At 56.1% G+C, this 16,798-nt stretch carries 15 protein-coding genes; 4 read left to right on the forward strand and 11 right to left on the reverse strand.

Annotated features, from left to right (window positions below; translation table 11 throughout):
- Positions 1-25: 25 nt before the first annotated feature.
- The 6 genes from BQ9846_RS16855 to BQ9846_RS16175 form a co-directional block, all read right to left on the reverse strand.
- Entirely contained in the window at positions 26-571 is a 546-nt protein-coding gene (locus BQ9846_RS16855; protein ID WP_075882071.1) for a hypothetical protein, read from the reverse strand.
- Positions 568-783: a hypothetical protein gene (locus BQ9846_RS16155; RefSeq protein WP_075882072.1), complete on the reverse strand. Its 216-nt coding sequence runs from the start codon at positions 781-783 to the stop codon at positions 568-570. The genes BQ9846_RS16855 and BQ9846_RS16155 overlap by 4 nt, the downstream gene beginning before the upstream one ends.
- Entirely contained in the window at positions 780-995 is a 216-nt protein-coding gene (locus BQ9846_RS16160; RefSeq protein ID WP_075882073.1) for a hypothetical protein, read from the reverse strand. Before BQ9846_RS16160 ends, BQ9846_RS16155 begins: the two co-directional genes overlap by 4 nt.
- A gap of 77 nt (positions 996-1,072) precedes the next feature.
- The gene (locus BQ9846_RS16165) at positions 1,073-1,294 is read right to left on the reverse strand and encodes a hypothetical protein (RefSeq protein ID WP_075882074.1); all 222 of its coding nucleotides are present in this window, start codon (positions 1,292-1,294) and stop codon (positions 1,073-1,075) included.
- On the reverse strand, positions 1,291-1,605 hold the full coding sequence (locus BQ9846_RS16170; RefSeq protein ID WP_075882075.1) for a hypothetical protein: 315 nt from the start codon (positions 1,603-1,605) through the stop codon (positions 1,291-1,293). Before BQ9846_RS16170 ends, BQ9846_RS16165 begins: the two co-directional genes overlap by 4 nt.
- 80 nt (positions 1,606-1,685) lie before the next feature.
- The gene (locus BQ9846_RS16175) at positions 1,686-2,060 is read right to left on the reverse strand and encodes a hypothetical protein (RefSeq protein ID WP_075882076.1); all 375 of its coding nucleotides are present in this window, start codon (positions 2,058-2,060) and stop codon (positions 1,686-1,688) included.
- A gap of 173 nt (positions 2,061-2,233) precedes the next feature.
- On the opposite strand from BQ9846_RS16175, the gene BQ9846_RS16180 reads away from it, so the two are divergent.
- From BQ9846_RS16180 to BQ9846_RS16195, 3 genes are all read left to right on the forward strand, one after another.
- Entirely contained in the window at positions 2,234-2,578 is a 345-nt protein-coding gene (locus tag BQ9846_RS16180) for a type II toxin-antitoxin system RelE/ParE family toxin (protein WP_075882077.1), read from the forward strand.
- A gap of 15 nt (positions 2,579-2,593) precedes the next feature.
- Positions 2,594-2,896: a helix-turn-helix domain-containing protein gene (locus tag BQ9846_RS16185; protein ID WP_075882078.1), complete on the forward strand. Its 303-nt coding sequence runs from the start codon at positions 2,594-2,596 to the stop codon at positions 2,894-2,896.
- 731 nt (positions 2,897-3,627) lie between these two features.
- Positions 3,628-4,032, forward strand: a complete 405-nt coding sequence (locus BQ9846_RS16195; protein WP_075882080.1) for a hypothetical protein — start codon at positions 3,628-3,630, stop codon at positions 4,030-4,032.
- Between the two features lie 38 nt (positions 4,033-4,070).
- Here the strand turns inward: BQ9846_RS16195 and BQ9846_RS16200 are convergent, their stop codons facing one another.
- Both BQ9846_RS16200 and mobV read right to left on the reverse strand, forming a co-directional pair.
- Complete coding sequence (locus BQ9846_RS16200) at positions 4,071-4,304, reverse strand: hypothetical protein (RefSeq protein ID WP_075882081.1); 234 nt, start codon at positions 4,302-4,304, stop codon at positions 4,071-4,073.
- A 171-nt stretch (positions 4,305-4,475) separates the two neighbouring features.
- Positions 4,476-5,843 (reverse strand): MobV family relaxase, encoded by a 1,368-nt coding sequence (gene mobV, locus BQ9846_RS16205; RefSeq protein WP_075882082.1) that lies wholly within the window; start codon positions 5,841-5,843, stop codon positions 4,476-4,478.
- 160 nt (positions 5,844-6,003) lie between these two features.
- On the opposite strand from mobV, the gene BQ9846_RS16210 reads away from it, so the two are divergent.
- Complete coding sequence (locus BQ9846_RS16210; RefSeq protein WP_075882083.1) at positions 6,004-6,213, forward strand: hypothetical protein; 210 nt, start codon at positions 6,004-6,006, stop codon at positions 6,211-6,213.
- A gap of 112 nt (positions 6,214-6,325) precedes the next feature.
- On the opposite strand, the gene BQ9846_RS16215 is transcribed toward BQ9846_RS16210, so the two are convergent.
- Genes BQ9846_RS16215 through BQ9846_RS16225 form a run of 3 tightly spaced genes read right to left on the reverse strand, consistent with a single transcriptional unit; the run spans position 6,326 to position 16,375 of the window.
- Positions 6,326-15,217: an LPD38 domain-containing protein gene (locus tag BQ9846_RS16215; RefSeq protein ID WP_075882084.1), complete on the reverse strand. Its 8,892-nt coding sequence runs from the start codon at positions 15,215-15,217 to the stop codon at positions 6,326-6,328.
- Positions 15,217-15,948, reverse strand: a complete 732-nt coding sequence (locus BQ9846_RS16220) for a hypothetical protein (RefSeq protein WP_075882085.1) — start codon at positions 15,946-15,948, stop codon at positions 15,217-15,219. Before BQ9846_RS16220 ends, BQ9846_RS16215 begins: the two co-directional genes overlap by 1 nt.
- A 10-nt stretch (positions 15,949-15,958) precedes the next feature.
- Positions 15,959-16,375 (reverse strand): hypothetical protein, encoded by a 417-nt coding sequence (locus BQ9846_RS16225; RefSeq protein WP_144049491.1) that lies wholly within the window; start codon positions 16,373-16,375, stop codon positions 15,959-15,961.
- Between the last annotated feature and the right edge of the window lie 423 nt (positions 16,376-16,798).

A 16,798-nucleotide genomic window follows, 5' to 3' on the forward strand; every position in this document is an offset into this window, starting at 1 on the left:
TGGATTAGGCCGGGTTGTGGTGCGTTCAGTCGGCGGGCTTCTCTGTTATGTCGTCGGCCACCGTGCGCAGCTTGTTGGCGGCATCGTTAAGCACCTGAGCAACTTGCTCTGCCACAGCGGTGCGCTCGTCGGTGTACATCATGCCGAGCCGTCCGTTTGGATGATCGGGGTTCATCACGCGGCGCTGAATCTTCGCGTTAGCGGCTTCGTCTATCAAGTCGCTAGCCAGTGCCCGCACAATGTCGGCTGTCCGGTTCACCTGGGTTAGATTCTCGCTGCTAGCATCGCGGCCCGGCACCCATGAAATAGGCACCACGGCGGGCTGCCTACGCTCTGATGCTCCGTTTTGGATGGCCTCCCAGCGTTCGGCACCGTCATAGTCATTGCCGCCAACGGCCTGCCAGACGCTACCATCCTCCGCGACTGCGTAGGTGCCGGGGCGCTCGCTTTGCGGGTCGCGTAGTTCGTTCTTCCATCCGCAAACTTCGCCCTGGTAAATCAGCACGACGCCATCCACGTTATCGGGGTTCTCTTGCCGGTACTGCGCAGCGGCTTGTTTGATTGCGTTCATTGGGCAGACTCCATTAAGCGAAACAACAAGTCACGAGCGGCATCCGTATCCTCCTCCCCGCCTTTGAACAGCAGTTCAAAAAACGCTTCCTCAATGTCCGCGCTGATCACGTCATGTTCTAAGGCAAGCCGCAATGCTCGGCATATATCGCCATCCTGGTAATGAAAAGCCACTTTTTTTGGGCGCCTGGCGTTCAAGTCTATAACGGTCATTGCAGCGTCACTCCCTTGCCCTTGATGTCGTTTGATAAAGCGCGGTATTCCTCTTCGCTAATCTCTCCGTAAGACTTCATTAGGAATGCCATGCCAGTGCAAAAAGCTTGGTAACGTGCCAATTCTTCGGCGGTTTTGCTTGCTTCCATAACGTTCAGCGCCGCGGTTAACGGATGGGATGGATAGCTTGCCAAGAACTGTTCGATCGTCATTGGGTAACCTCGCGATGATTGTTTTGTGATACGAGAGAGAGCCCACCGTTACGCGGGCTACGCTCAGCCTTAATCAGCTACGCAGCTTCCTGCGCAGTGATTTCACGGATCGTCTCTAACCGTTCGCAGAGGTTTTCCAACAGCCCGGACACTATCTCGTTAGACATCGCGCAACGGGCTCCGTCTGCCGTGTCGTTATGGTAGGCCAGCAAGAACTCCGAAAGCGCCCACGCTTGGCGCGCCTGATCCTCAATACGGTCCGTTAGATTTACTTGATCCTGGGTATTCTGCGCGATCATTGAGCAGCTCCTTCTGCGTTATCGAGGCGGTTTAAGATGTCAGTTTGGTTGTGAAATATATCAGCGGCTGCTCCCGCTTCCATGCTACCCAGTTTCGCCAAATGAATAGCATGGGACGTTGCGCTGCTGCTCGCTTCCTTTAGCAATACGCTGATTGCGTAAAAGAGGCTTTCATCGAACTCGGCACGCTCCCTGGCTAGCGTCGTGGTGTCGTACCAATCATTTATATTCGATTGCGTGGCTACGTTGGCAGCGTCCTCCATCACCTGCTTGGCGGTACGGATTGATTGAGTGCTAAACTTCTGTGGCATATCGGCATTTCTCCTTCTTAGCGGTAGGTGTTGCCGGTGTGTTAAGCCCTGACCTGTGTCCGCAGGTTGGGGCTCCTTTCTTAGGCGACCTTGATCGCCTCATTCAGTCGATTGATAAAAGGCCGCAACGCTTCAAGACGCGGATCGTCGGTCGCTGTACGCCAGACTGCCATACCTAACTCTTGGCTATCCTCTAACCCTAGGCGTCGCGCCTCTTTCTCTAACTCCTCAAGGGCATCCAGTACGTGAGTGCCAAACGCCTCGTTGCTGATAGGGGCCGGCTCTGGGCTATCAGTGGGCGCCTTGCTGAGGTAAAGCGCCAATGCCTCTCGTACTAGATCCGCTAGGCGAATGGCATCCCCTGTCTCCATGCGCCGCTCCCGCGCAATTGCTTCCAGAGCGTCACGCATCTGCGTCGGTATGCGCGCATTGATTGTTGAGTTGTGGTCTGCCATTCCTGTATTCCTTTTTTGTATCACAATATCACGTTATCACAAATAGAAAGGCACACAAGCCCTTTCCTCAAATTTTCTTTATTTAACGCAATAACGTTTTAACGCCAAAAGGGGCTCACTTGACTATAGCCTATTTGCTATATACCTTATGAGCTATAAAGCTTGGAGATTTTATGTGGGAAGTTAAGCAGACAGCGCTATTTGAGCAGTGGTTTAAGGAACTGGATGAGACGGACCGACGCAAAGCTACTGTTGGTCTGCTTTTGCTAGAAAGCCAAGGGCCTCATCTGCCTAGGCCATATGCGGACACCGTCAACGACTCCAAGCACGCCAATATGAAAGAGTTGCGAATACAAAGCCAAGGAAAGCCATTAAGAGCATTCTTCGCGTTTGATCCGGAGAGAACAGGCATCCTCTTATGTGCTGGCGACAAAGGGAAGAATGACAAACGCTTCTATCAGGAAATGATCCCCATCGCAGACGGGGAATACGATAAGCACCTAGAAACACTGAAGTGAAGAAGGCCCACCACCATGACACGCACATTGAAAGAGCTGTTAGCAGAGGAAAAACCTGAGCTTGTTGCGTCTGCCCGTGAAGAGGCTGACCGCATTCTGATGGATATTCATCTCGCTGAAATTCGTCGCCGGGCGGAAAAGACTCAAACAGAGCTTGCCGCCGCCATGGGCGTTAAGCAGCCTACTATCGCTAAAATGGAGAGAGACGGCCAAGACGTACGTCTCAGCTCGCTCAAGCGCTACATCGAATCCCTGGGTGGACGTATGAGTATCGATGTTGAGCTGCCTGACGGTAGTCACCACGGCTTCTCGGTTTAGCACCTTGTAGGTCATGAGCCTCCTGGGTACTATCCCGATCTCACTCCGACAAAGGCCGGCTCAATCAGGCGCGAGCGAGTTGTTGCGTCAGTGATTGCACTCTCTGCGTTAAAGCGTCAAAGCGTTTTTTTAACGCATCAGGGCGAAGGCGAGCGTTGCTCTTCCGGTGCGACGCTCAGCGTGATTCGCGGAAGACTGCCATGCTCTCCACCCCCGTTTTTATCCATATGCCGGCTAGCGATGCGACAGCAAAGGCTCGCCCGGTCACCTTGCCCTTTTTCGACATCCACGCCCTAGGTATCACGCATCTTAACGGTAAGCTTATACAACAATTTGTCGTCATACCTCCGACCGAGCCCGGCGTCTATTTTGAGATCGCAGAGGGGCAGGGGCAGGCCGTTCTAATCGAGATGGAGTCCAACACATCTAGCTTGCTACCCGGGCCGGTGATCCTCATTTGTGACTCAGCAGGCAGCGAGGGAGAGGTGGCTATAGTCAGTTTGTTCACCTCTATGCCTTAGCGTTATAGAACGCAATAACGCAATAACGATAGCCTGTGATTTGTACTGATGAACCTCGTACTGCTAGCAATCACGGCCCAATATATCGACAGCAGCCGTAGCCAGTCTTACCTTATTGAGCAAAAAGACAGAGAGTTTTTGCCTCACTAAGCAAACAGTGTAGTTAGCCGCTATGCTTTTATCTCCTCCCTCTTTCATAAGGAGAACTTCATGTCTGATTCAGGCAACAAAGAAGTGAATGCTGGCAATGCGCTCCGGCTCAAAACAGCTAGCAAGCTCAACCGTCTCCCTAAAGACCTGCGTAATGATATGCTTCGCTCGTCACAGTCCGGTCTAGATTTTCATAACAACGAGTTAGCAAGTGAAGAACTCGCTAAGCGCGCCGATAGTGCTCTAGCGGTGATTCCTGAAGGCTTAGAGACACAAGACAAAAGCAGCGCTGCCTACCAAAGCATTCACAATGGTGTAGTCGAAATTAATGATGATGGAAGCTGGTCAGCTGTCACATACCTTGGCGATGACATCACAGAAATGAGCCACCAGGACCAAGACGCTTTTCTAAAAGAACGCGAGCGCCGGCAAGGTGGCAGCAACACCTCGATAGACGAACTTTAGTGCTTCACGTTGTTGTACCAACGATTGACGCATCCTTATCATCGCCCAATTAGATGCCGCCACCAAGAGCGCTTTTTCGTTTTGGCTATGGCCGCCCCATCATCGGGGTGGCCTATATAAAAGCGATCTCCGTTAGGCAACGTCACACATCGCCGATCGCCGGGATTGAAGCGTCCAGCGGCAATATCGTCATCCAGGCGACGTTTATGCGCCTTAAGCGCCTCTATCGACTCCTCTGACAGCGTGAGGTCGTTATGCTCACCGCCCTCCATACGAACTCCTTACGATGCGTGGTGCGCCCTGAGAGGCGCATTACCTCTAAAGTCAGGAATGATTCACCATAATGCCGAACGAATGATTCACGATAATGGTGAACAACCCACTGGATTCAATAAGGTTACTGACCTTGTTGTTCAGGGCGCACCCGAGATTAACGGTATACCCTACATTGACGGTCCTGGGTTACCGGACGGCTTCAACCAATCGGGCGTTTCAGGCCCTGGTTTTGGCGCGCTTGATGCCTGCGCCGGTGCCTCTTCAGGTGTGCGAATAACAGCGCCATTGGTATGGAATAATTCACTGTCAAAAAACTTATCTTGAAGCTCGGTTAAATCGCGGCGTTTAGTCAAGAATCGCCAAAGCGGAAGCCTGTCTTCGTCCGGCAAGGTCGCCAGCACTTCGGGTGATAACTGCTGGAGACGAGTGATCATCGCTGCCTCCCTGTCTCTTTGCTGCTTTTCGATCCGCGCTTTCTCTTCTGCTTCGCGCTGCTGTTTCGCTTCCTTGCGTTTACGCAGTATCCCTTGCCGAAACTCTGAGACTTTTTGAAGCTGGTCATCGGTCAACCCGCCTACCAGGCCTTCCATCGTCTTTTTCGTCGTTTGATGCGCGTCTTTCTCAGCTTTTAGTTCTTCCTGCGCCTGAGCAGCGGTTTGCTCCCACTCCCACGCCCTCTGACGATCAATTTTAGCCGTCGCCAGCTGCGCCATCAGGCCCTCTACTTGCGACTGTAGCGCCTCGGTCACACGCGCTGCTAAATCTTCCGGCGATTCGCTGCGTATCCCGAGCATGTTCGACTTTGGCTTTAACAAGTCAGCCGGTATATTAAGTCGCTGCTGTACACCTTTCATTAACGCATCGTGGTATTTTTTGAGATCGATATGAGTGAGCGCGCTGCGCTCAACACCGCGGCGCAGCCCATGCTTCTTACCCACCTGCTCTGCAAAATTGCTTTGTAGCCGGGTTAGCTTATCTCGGCCCCCCATAAAAAAATTTGAACTCAACTTGATATGCGCAGGCTCCACGAACTCTCGCATTTCGCGGTTTTGCCTCCCCGTTACGGGATCCTTTCCTCCCATCACCCAGCGCCGCCGGGTCTTCTCGGCATAATGGACAAGCGGGCACACATAGACAACGAGGTGTGGCGTACGCTCATCGAGCTGGATATTCGCCGCGACCACATTGTCAGCACCATGACGCTGCTCTAGCCACTTGAGCGCGTCCTGAAAATAAGCTCTCCAGGCAACTGGGCCTCCCTGTTCTTCAAACGCTTCGTGCGGCGCTGACACCAAGTATTCCAGCGCCACAACGGCCTTCGGATGAACCTTGTCAGCTAGTTTGATGCGCTGCTTAATTGCCGCTTTGATAGCGCTTGGGGTGCTTGCGTCTTTCCAATCTTCGTTGAGATGTGTACGGCTCTTGTCAGCATGCGGCACGGACATTGTCCGATAATTGTGCGCTAAGCTAGAGCCTAGCGTGGCAAACGAGTTGAGCTTGATTGCGCGGATGATCGCGGGGTATTGAGCTGCCATAACGCTTTTCCTCTTGTGTTGATATGAGTAATAAGGGGTGGATCACTGGTGTGTGCCCCAATGACTCGGTTTTTTTGGCCCTTAACAACGGAAGAGGGGTTTAGCGTTCAGAATTTGAGAAAGGTGGTTTTGATCTATTGAGGACAAGGAGGCTCACGCTATGAAAGACACCATCATCGTGGTCTTAGGGCTGGCTGTTTTGGCTCTCTTCACGCTTTATCATGGCGCCAAAAGCGATTTTGAGGAGGCGCAACGATACGGCCGCATGCTGTTCAACCAGCTGCCAGCCAGTGAACAGCAGCGTCTCCGCGATCAGTGGGAAACTCGCCAGGATATGCTCGACCCGGGTGATAGGCATGACAGATTCTGACGTCCAATAAAAAAGGGCGAAGCCTCTCAGCCTCACCCCTCAGCCAGCGCAATATCGCGCCATTGCGAAAACCCTACCACTACCCGAAATAGGGTAGTGGTTTTAAAGGGCGTTATTCGGCGAGCAGCTCCGGTGCCAACGCTTCGTTATAGAGCCTGTTAAAGCGATCAACACGCCGCTCCATCGCCTCCTCGATGCGCTCAACGCGTGTGCGTCGCGCTTTATCACTCAGCCGCTCGTTGGCTTCCAGGCGGTCTTTCACCTTGCGCAACTCTTCCAGCCGCGTTGCCGTTGCTTTGGCTTGCTCAAACAGCCGCAACTCATCGCGATGATCTATACGAAAGCGCATTCCCTCGCGCCCTTTGAGACTGTCCGCCTCCTCGCGCATCTGCCACAGCTCGTTACGACGCTGATAGAACTGCTGCTGATCAGGATGCGGTGTCACGTTGCTCACCACTCGGCCGGCAAAGGGAATACGGTAATTTTCGATCTCCTGCCCGGTCACGCTACGCACGGCAAAGTCGGCGGTTTTCTCCGCAAAGCCCCAAGCACCGCCACCGTAGTAGTTCACCAAGTGCTGGATAACGTCGGGGTTTATGTCCACCTTCCCGGAGATATTCTCGGTACCGCCGGTGATGTCGTTGAGAACGCGCGTAAGAGTCTTGTAGGCCTCCGGTGTGCTGCGGAAAGACAGCGAGCTCTCCGGCTTCGGCGCTCCGAACGGCAAGTTCTCCTGGTAGATCGGACGTGCCGCAAAGTCCTCATTCCATCCCAGTTGAGTCAGTGAGCGTGCCAGCGTGGGCGTTAGGTTTTTCACCGTAATGCCGCTTAGCGACTCAGAATCCTCCCAGCCGATCGGTGAAAAGCTGCCGACGACCGCCAAGCCCAGATTCTTCGCTGCCTCAACCGGGCTTTCGGTGCCCGCCATGACTGACTCAGCATGCGTTCCGGCCACGGCGAATACGTTATAGCCGTAGGGCAACGGAATCTTGATGTAGTCCTCCGGGTTGCCCGTCGCCCACCCTGTCATCAGCACATAATGACGCTCCTTAACGTGGTCGGGGATCTTGTCGTAGAACAACACACCGTCATCATCTTCGTCGGAGAGCCAACGGTTGAGCAAAGCTAGTGCGAAAGCACCCGACGCCATGCCCATGCCGATCTTCTGGCCCAGGTTCATACGGCTCCATACGTTCAGCGGGCTATTACCTTTGGGCGTATCCTTCAGCGTGACCATGACGCGAGCGAAGTTCATCGAGCCCTGGATAGAGGCGTTGGCGAACATATAGGCCGCATTCAGCGCCGTACCAATCTCACCACGGCGATTGAAGTTGACGGTCAGGTTTTTCGCCAAGCTCGCCGCTTGCCGACGCGATAACCCATTACGGCGGGCATTAGCGTATGACGACAGGCGCACTGCGTTCTCGACAGCGCCATTGACGTTCTCCACGAGGTCAGCGGTTTTGCGTCCGAAGCGGCGCATATGGCCCATCGTCGTGCCGTCCGCGCGTCTCACCATGGCGGCGATCTCTTTCGCCTGGGCGTCGATGTCCTTCATATCGAAATAGCCGGTCTTCGCCCCGTCCTCAATGAACTCCTTAAACCACTGGTCCCACTCCTTTACCTGCGGGTTACGGCTCGCCTCGCTCCGGTTGAGGCCACGCCAAGCAGCCCGCATGGCAGGTCGCACATCGCGTGCGGTATCCCACAGGATTCGCTGCCCTTTGATCTTGCCGTCATCCCGAGTCTGCTCGGCGCCTATGTTGAGCAGCGCCGTCTGAATGTCGCGCTCAAAGTTGGTCACCAAAAACTCAGGGTTCAAAGAAGTCACCAGCGAGGACATTACCCGCGTGGCCGCGCCGGCCGTACGGGTTAGCCAACCGTTGCTTTCCGGCCCCACGTTACGCATGGCGTTCAACAGGCGCTGGTCTTTCACCTTGATGTAAAAGGTACGGCCGGCCCGCTTCGTTTTGAAGTAACGATCGTCGCGACCCATTTGAACGGGGCGCTCACGTACCTCCCAGCGCTTCTCTCCGGTCTCGGGATCGCTCACCCGGACGGTGGACGTTTCAGAGTCCGGGCTATCGTCGGTAAAAACCTCCCATAGCGCCGGGTTTGGGTGGTCCGTCACCATGGACAAGAAGGCGTTACCCACTTCGTTTTTACGGCGACGAATCAGCGCTAGGTTCGCATCCACAATAGCCTGAGTAGACGGTGACGCCGCCCGATCACGGCGCCCCTTCACCAAGAAGGACTCCTTGCCTGTGATCTGGAAGCCCTTACCGATACGCGGCGCTTCCGGCTCGTCGTTGGCGAACCCCTTGAGCGGCACGTAGTTTTCGTAGGTCGCTTCCCAAGCGTCCAGCACATCGTCGGTTTCCAGCCCACCATCACGGATGGCGTCACGACGCACCGCCGTAATGTCTTGGACAATTTTCGCCAAACGCTGATAGTCAGACTTCTTGCCGGAGCGCTCCACCTTTTTGATGATGTCGGCCGCTTCCGCATTGGACATCCCAGAACCACCGTCCTGAAGAGAGTCGTCATTAGGATTACGCGCCGCCACAACGGCGTTACGTTCCGGCGCATGGAGCGCGTAAACGTACTCATCAAGGTCCGCCTGGCTGATCTTGGCCTTGGCTAACCCTTGAGCCAGCGGTTCAACGTACTCATTACGCAAGGCATCCAGGTCATTTTCCAGACGACCGTGATAAAGCTCCTCGTTCAGATAAGGATCAGCCTCTTCTTCGATGTTGCCACCGGCCTGCTGAATAGCCCGGCGCAAACGTAACAAGGGGCGCATTTTGTCGGCTCCACGCCTTAGCGCCACATCCAGAAGGCTTTCGTCAGGTAGCGAAAACCCCGTGGAGTCGTTGGGGCCGTAGGGTCCAGCAACGCTTTCAGGCTGCTCGCTTTTAAGGCTAAAACGAATCCCCTCGACATCACCGGCCGCCTCACGGCTGAACTGCGATTGATCGTTCTCGGGAAAAATCCGTTGGGGACGACGCCCTTCACGTATACCCTCGCCAATGCGGCGTGCCAGGTCGTGAAGTTCGTTATGGCTCAAGGGGTGCTTAATCAAGCCGCGGCGACGAAGCGTGCGCTGGAGGGCTGACAAAACGCGATCCCACGCTTTGCCTAGGGTGCCTCGCTCCACTTCCGCAATATGCGCGAAGACTTCCTCTGCCTGAATATCGAGCGGCGCATCCGCATAGTTACGCCGCACCTCCTCCCAGACTTTAGCCATTGAGCGCACGTTCTGTGTCTCTAGGATGCGATCAAGCAAGGCGCGCTTTTCGCGCTGCGTGAAGGTGTTAAGCCCATAATGCCCCAGCACCTCGTGTCGCAATGTGCGCTGGATATCGCGTTTATTCGTGGCATTGCTCGCCACCACCGTCATCACGTCACGTGAAGGATGGTAAGCCCCTTTGAGGCGCCCTACGCGCTCCACGGTTGCCTGTGGCCCGTAGAGTTCTTCTTGCGTTGCACCCACACGCACTTCAAGCGGAAGGTTGCCGTTATAGTCACGGATGAACTCATCAACCGCACTCCGCGCTTCATCCACCTTAACGCCGGCGGCTGCGCTATCACCGCGCACTACGCTCTTCAGACCAAGGGTTTCAGCGGGATTGCTAGGCCCATTTTTCTGAATACTCTGGCGAACCTCCATATAACGACGTGCCCGATCACCCAGCGCTCTCACGTCGGCATCGGTCCACGCCACACCAGGAAACACAGTACGTAGCGCACGACGGATGGCCGCCATCACGCGCTCTCGCAGCTCTGACCGGCCGTTTGCTTCCTCGACAACGCGCGCCACCAGCTCTTCAGCAACCTCCAGCCGGCCTTCTCGCGTGGTTGTGTCCAAGAAAGGATACGCCTCACGCACTTCCCGTAGCGTTTGTCGGCTGGCCTCGCTTCCCAGGTAGCTGCGATAGACCTCCATCATTACCTTGTTGAGATCCTTGCCGAGGACGCCGCGAATACCTTGGTGAGCCACCGCTTCATGAACCGCGCGGCGAACCCCTTCCTGGTCGTCCATCAGATTGTCAGCAACAACAAAGCTCTCTCCGCTGGTCGGGTCGTAAACCCCCGCCACTTTTCCGGCATCGATGCCGCGTTCCTCCATGGCGGTAAGCACATGCGAGGGTAGCTCGGTAACAGACTGAACCGCCCGCACCGCGGCTAAAGCCGGATGTTCGGAAAGGCGTTGAGCAACATCGCTCACGTACGGCGCACTATTAGGGGGCGGTGCCGGCTCCGCATTGGCGGGAGGAGGCGCTTGCTCCAAGGCGCGACCGTTATAAACCACGACCACCTCACTCGGCGGTACGTCTGCGGTGTCCAGTGGTGAGGTAGCATCCCGCTCCTCAGCGGTCATACCTTGTCGGGCCTGAGTGTTACGCGCCTCCACTTCTCCGGCTAAACGCTGATAGTAGCGATAAGCTCCACGTTCATCGCCTTCGCGTAGTTGCCGACGAAGCTCGTTGAGGCCAATTTTATCGGCGTACTGGCGAATACCTTGTTGAACCTGATCAAGGGTTAAGTCGCCGGCACGGTATTGCTCCTTCAGCTTAGCGGCATTCTCACCGGATTGGCGGCCTAGTGCGTGAACGCGGTCCTTGAGCCACTTCTCCTTCAGTGGCGGCAATCGGTAGCTGCTTGGGTCTCCTCCCGTGGCAAACCCTTCCAAGTGCTGAATACCATGCTGGATCTCATGAAGTAGCGTGCTGAACTGATCGAGAGGGCTGCGCTCAGCGTTCAAGATGATCTCGCTGTTGCTAGCACTGAACTGGCCGCGCCGCTCTCCCATACCGCGTGCCGACACAACATCGAGGGATCGAAGTCCTGGATAAGCTGCGAAGAGCGCAGGGTGATCGATCACGCGATCCAGCGACTCCGTCCACAATTCGCCAGCCGTTCCATTGGCCACGGGTAGATAGCGAGCACCACTGTCGTTAATTTCAAAGCGCCAGCGCTCGTCAGGCCCACGGAACCAGCCCGTTTCTTGGCGCACGGTTTCAGGATCATCACCGCGCTCAATGCGTTCTTGGGCGCTACCTAGTGCGCGAGCATCGGCTGTTGCCGCACCTTCGCCGGCAAAGGCGAACTGCGGGCCTTGCTGTGATTCCCTGTTTTGTCCTTCTGCGCTTTGCTCAACACGCCCATTCGATGTATCTGCCGCATCATCTTGCGTCGATTGCGCACCAAGTAAATCATCCTGCCCGCCAGTGGTGGCCACATCAGCGGGGCGGTCGCTGCCGCTTGGCGTAAAGCTATCGACTTCGGTGTCGGTCTGGGCGCGACGCGCTCGCTCAATGTCTGCTTCTTCACCCGCTTGCGGATCGCCCTCCTGCTCGATGGTGGTATCGCGCAGTGGCGTGCTGTTGTCAGCTTCACTGCTGGGAAACTCACGCGCCGCCTCAAGCACGTCATTAATGGGAGCATCCAGGCGAATCACCCGAACGTCTTCACCTTGGTCGGCCTTCGCCAACCATTGATGGTGGCCATCCACCACATGGCCATCGGCAGACACAAGAATGGCACGGTCGCCGCCCTCACGGCCCTTTGCGGCCTGGACGCGCTGCTCGGAAAATTCTTGCTGGGTCGGGCGCAGAGAGAGCGCCGGTACCGTGTCCTCGGCACTGTTGATGCCGCGTGCCGACAAGAAATTGGCCAGGGCGCCGCGATGCTCGGCTTTGATCTGCGGCATTTCTGCGCGCGGTATTCTCCGTGTACCGGATCCCGAAGAGAACGCTGTCCATTCGCTATCAATCGGCTCGCCGCGCAGTTGCGTCACTTCCTGAACCTGAGCCTCTTGCCCAGCGGTATTTGCGCCAGGCGCTACCTGTTGGGCGGGAGGATCGCCTCGCGTAATGTTTAGCGCGAAACCGCCTTCAACACGCACCGGCCTTACCGTCTGGCTATTCCGCTCAGCATCCTTGGCAAAGCGACTCATCATCGCTTCACGCGGCGTTGCAAAGGCCCTGCCATTTGATCGGTACTGCAAAGCCCGAAGCTCGGACGTCTCAGACTGCGCAGACTCCTGACTGGCTGGTGGCGTGCTGCCATTCAAATCCAGAGCAAAGCCACCCTCTACCGGTACGGCCGTCACCGGCTGATTGCTGCGCTGTGCGTTGCGAGCGAAGCCACTAGCCATGGCGGCGCGTTCTGAGGGGAAGGGGTCGCCATTGGTGCGATACTGAAGGTCTTGGGCTGCCTGGCTGTTAACCGGTGTAGTGTCGGTCGCCATGGCATCAGCAACTCCCCCCACTCGTACGGCAAAGCCTCCCTCTACGGGTACCGCTTCGACCGTCTGCCCCTGAGATTGGCCGCGTCGCGCTATACCACTCATCATTGCTGATGGCTGGGTAGCGAAAGGCTGGCCGTTGGACCGATAGCTTAGCCGAGCCTCTTGGCCACCCTCGGGGGCCTGAGTTTCTCCCTCAGGAACAGACACTCGGTTGCTTCCAGCAACGCCCCCCGGGGCAGCGTCTTCAAATATCGGCGCCTCGCGGCGTTGCGCTTCTGCCGGCTCATTACTCGGTAGGTAAGCGGCCTCTCTTTGCGCCGGCTCCTGGCCTAAGGGCGACTGCGGAACCCCTTCCTCGCCGCTGCGTTCGACCACCCCCTGCTGGCTTTCAGGTAGTGGTGCCACCGAAACAGCTTGCAAGTCACGCTGAAGATTTGCCGTGACCGTGTCGGCTCGCTGGAGAAGGCGCTGTGCTTGCTCGGTCTTTCCCTGATCCAGGGCGGCTTCTGCGCGATTCAGCACAGCTTTTAGCCGCTTTTGACGCTCTCCTGTTTCGACGCCGACTTCTCGTGATAGCTGGCTGAGGCGATCCGATTCGGCAGTAGCCGTATCAAGCAGATAGGTTAACTGGTCTGCCAGCACGCCCTTTTGTTCAGGCGATACGGTGGTGGCTTGTCTTGCCGAGCTTTGTGCTGTTTGCTCAGCCTGTTGACCGGCCACCGTCTGAGCCAGCACATCACCGCCCTGCGCAGCAGCCACCTGTCGCGCCTGCTCTACGGAAACCTCGGTCAATCGGCCTTCTGCGTTACCGTCACGAACCTCGGGGCGTCCAGGCGCAATATCGATGGTCGTATCAGGCAGGTTCTCGTTAGGGTTCTCCATGCCGTGATCGCGCCAGGCCTGCTCCCAAGCCGCTTGCCCGTCCTGCTGCTGGTTCTCCCCCTGCTGACCATTGATGCGCCCTGTCGCACCAGTGAAGCGCTGAGCCACGTCGGCAAGTCTTTCTCGCACCGCGCCCATTGCTTGCTCGTCGCCCCGGGTGCGCGCCAGCGTCTCTTCACCCAGGAGGTCGGACGCCTCTTCGCTTAACGCATCCAGCTCAGCCACCGCCTGAGCATCACCGCGTGCTTTGGCAGTAGCACGCAACGACTTGAACCCATCGCCATAAAGCAGTGAGTCACGCGCTTCCCGCTCGCTTGAAGGTAGTGCTGAGCGCGGGCTTCCAATCAATTCTGCCGCTGTTCGTGCGCTTTCGGTCACGCCTGGTTCTGGAGCTGTCGGTGTCGCGGCCCCTTCAGTCGTGTCGGTGGGTTGAGGGTCAGAGGAACCGCCGCCTGCTGCGGCCCCTATGCCGGCCCCCATACCCGCACCAATGGCAAGACCGCCTGCTGCCGCATTGGGCACGCCGGCCAGAGCTTCAACGGAAGGATCGGCACTTTGCATCGCCAGGTTTTCAGATAGCTGCTGCCCCGCTTCCTGGGGCATTTCTTCAAATATGCCTTCCCCGATACCACCACGGACAGCGGCCCCCAGGCGAGTCGTGGACCCTCCGGTGATGATTTTCGCCAGCGCCCGATCACCCATGCCGCCGAAGGCCCCTGTGATAACGGCCGACGTGACAAAGGCCTGGCTAGACGCATCGTCCGCCAGCTTGCTGCGAGCCTCTTCAAAGCTCATGCCGCCTTCGTTCATCAGGGTTTGAACAGCCTGGGAGTCTGCCAACTGATCTTCCGGCATGCCGAGGATGCTATCGCGCACTTCCCGGGAAGATGCCGCACCACCCAGCATCCCCTCACTCAGCCCGCCAGCCAGTGTGGCCGTTGTTGCGGCACGTTTAGCCGCTAGCTTCGGCGCTACCCCTCTTGCCACGTTCCAGGCGTACACGCCTTTTGATAGCGCCATCGCAGGCGCCATTGTCATCGCGGTTTCAGGGATGGATTCAGTCATGCCGGCCGCATAGCTACGCCAATCGCCCCAAGCCGGCCCAAGGCTATAACCGTCTTCACCTTCATTGATCCACGCTTTCTGGCGCGCTTCGCGTGTCTCTTGGGTCAGATCTTCCTCGTTGCGCTCAATACGTCCTGTGAGAAGAGCTTCGGACTCTTTGCCGTTTGCCCACTCATCAACGCGGTCGATCGCCTTTACCACGTCCTCGCCAAAGGTCTTTCGTACCGCTTCGCGAACATTAAGCGCTGCGCGATCAGCGCCCATGACGAGTAAGTTACCGAAGTCCGTGAGCACAGAACCTTGGTCAGTCTCGCCTGCGGCGCTATTCTGCGCGTTACGCTCTGGCTGACGCTCGTTGCGACCTTTTAGTGCTCGCTGATCGGCTAGACCGCCGGCATAACCGAAGTTGAGAGCGTTGCTGGGCGCATCACGCTCACCAAAAACGTCGGCTTGTGTGCGGTTAAAGAACTCGCTTTTAGCATCATTCAGCTTGTCGGCGGGCACTTTAGGGCGAACTTCCTTATCAAAGTAATCAGCGCGCATTCGCTGCCGGGTTTGCCAGTCAGCTGATTGAAAAGCATCACTGCTAGCGATATCCGACCACGCATCATCTCCCTGCGTTTTCGCCGCCATAGCGCCGTCGTCAACAGATTCACTCCCGGCCGTATCGAACTGATCGAAGATGTTCGCCCGCCCAACAGGCTCGTTTGCAGGCGCGTCGAACTGATCGAAGATGTTGCCAGACGGCGCACCCTGCTGAGCCTGCTGCGCTTCATCAAACTGATCAAACACGTTCGCACTCATTAGAGCCCCTCCGGAAGATACCCGTACTTGGCTTCAAACGCCTGACGTATCTCTGGTGTGTCATTGTTACGAAGGAAGTTGATTGCGGCGCTAGGCGGGGAGGTCTTCGGTTGCGGGTTACGAGTGGAAGATGACCCTGGTGGCTGAAGGCCGTACCGCTCGCTGGCGATTTGGTCGCGCCGGCTTTGGTAGTAGTCGCGCTCTTCACGCATACGCTGACGGCGGCGATTTAGATCTTCTTCAGTGCCGTTCAGGTTCATTCCAAAATCTGGGTCTTCTAACGCTTCGTTTAGCTCACTTAAGCGATTTTCGACGTAATCCATCTCACCATTTTGATTACGCGAGCTCGCCACCATCGGCCAAGCTTCTTCGATACTCGACGCGATACCATTATCCACCAACCACTGCGCTTCTTTTTGATTGGCAGTAGGCCGATTGCCATAGCCGCCTTGATTGCGCACTTTCTGAAGTTGGATTGCGCGATTGTGCTCTCTCTCGGCGTCCCCTAGTTCCCATTTACGGTCTTGCAAGCGATGACGCTCTTCTCGCTTCACCGTCGCTGCGGCTGCCTGCTGCTCGCGCTTCCATTCGGTATCCTTGATCTCCTGCTGATAATCCCGACGAATCTTCAAAAGCGCCCGTTCGCGTCTTTCTTTCAAGCTTTCCTGAGCGATTTCTTGTGCGGCATCAGCACCGCCTTTCAGCGCCGCTCCAATTAGTCCTAAAGCCATGTAACTACCCTCACTTAATAACCTTGAGTTTTTGCGGACTCGTTTCGTTATCGTCGTAATGACAGGCGTCTAACCCACAGTCATAAGCAGCACATCGAATAAGGTCGAGGGTCAGCTCAGAGGCGGCCATGAATAGGATATCGAACGCAAAACCACAGCCGCGTGACGTCGCCTCACTGGCTTTGTCCAGCAAGAGAACAGCGCTCTCCACCTGAAAAGGCCAATCAAACGTACTGACGAACGGTTTTGTGTGATCTTGAGCGATGCGGTCTGCGAGATCCGTTAGCGATGAGATCAGTACATCTGGGTGCGCTTTAGGACGGTTAGAATCTTCGTAGGCGGGTTTTGATGCGTCGATTTTAGAAGCGATATCCCTGAGCAGCTCGGCTGCCTTTTGGGGATGGATAGGCATTGATGTTGCTTTCATTTTGGGGCACCTCACGGTGAGCCGGATTGTTAATGTTAACCATCATATTGTAGCATAAAAAGGGCTGATTTTTCAGTTTAAACCACTGTTGTGTATAGACTTTTTTTAAAATAAAGGCTGTTTTTATAGAAGCTTTTTAGCCCTCTTGGGACGCCTCTATATTTGCGTGTTTGCAGATCGATAGCGCGGTTATGACAGCGTTTCTCTGCTATCCAGTGCAAAAAATCCCAGCCGCCCTACAACACTCACGCACACACACAGCACTCTGACATGGCGTTCGATTTTATTCACTCTTACCCGCCACGCCTTTGGATGTACTCATCCACCGCTTCGGTGAAAATGTCGACCATCGATTTATCGTGAGCGGCAGCGAAAGACTTCAAGCGACGACGAAATTCGGGCGAAACACGGAAATTGCACGGC

The sequence above is a fragment of the Vreelandella massiliensis genome (genome assembly GCF_900155385.1).
GTDB classification, from domain to species: Bacteria; Pseudomonadota; Gammaproteobacteria; order Pseudomonadales; family Halomonadaceae; genus Vreelandella; species Vreelandella massiliensis.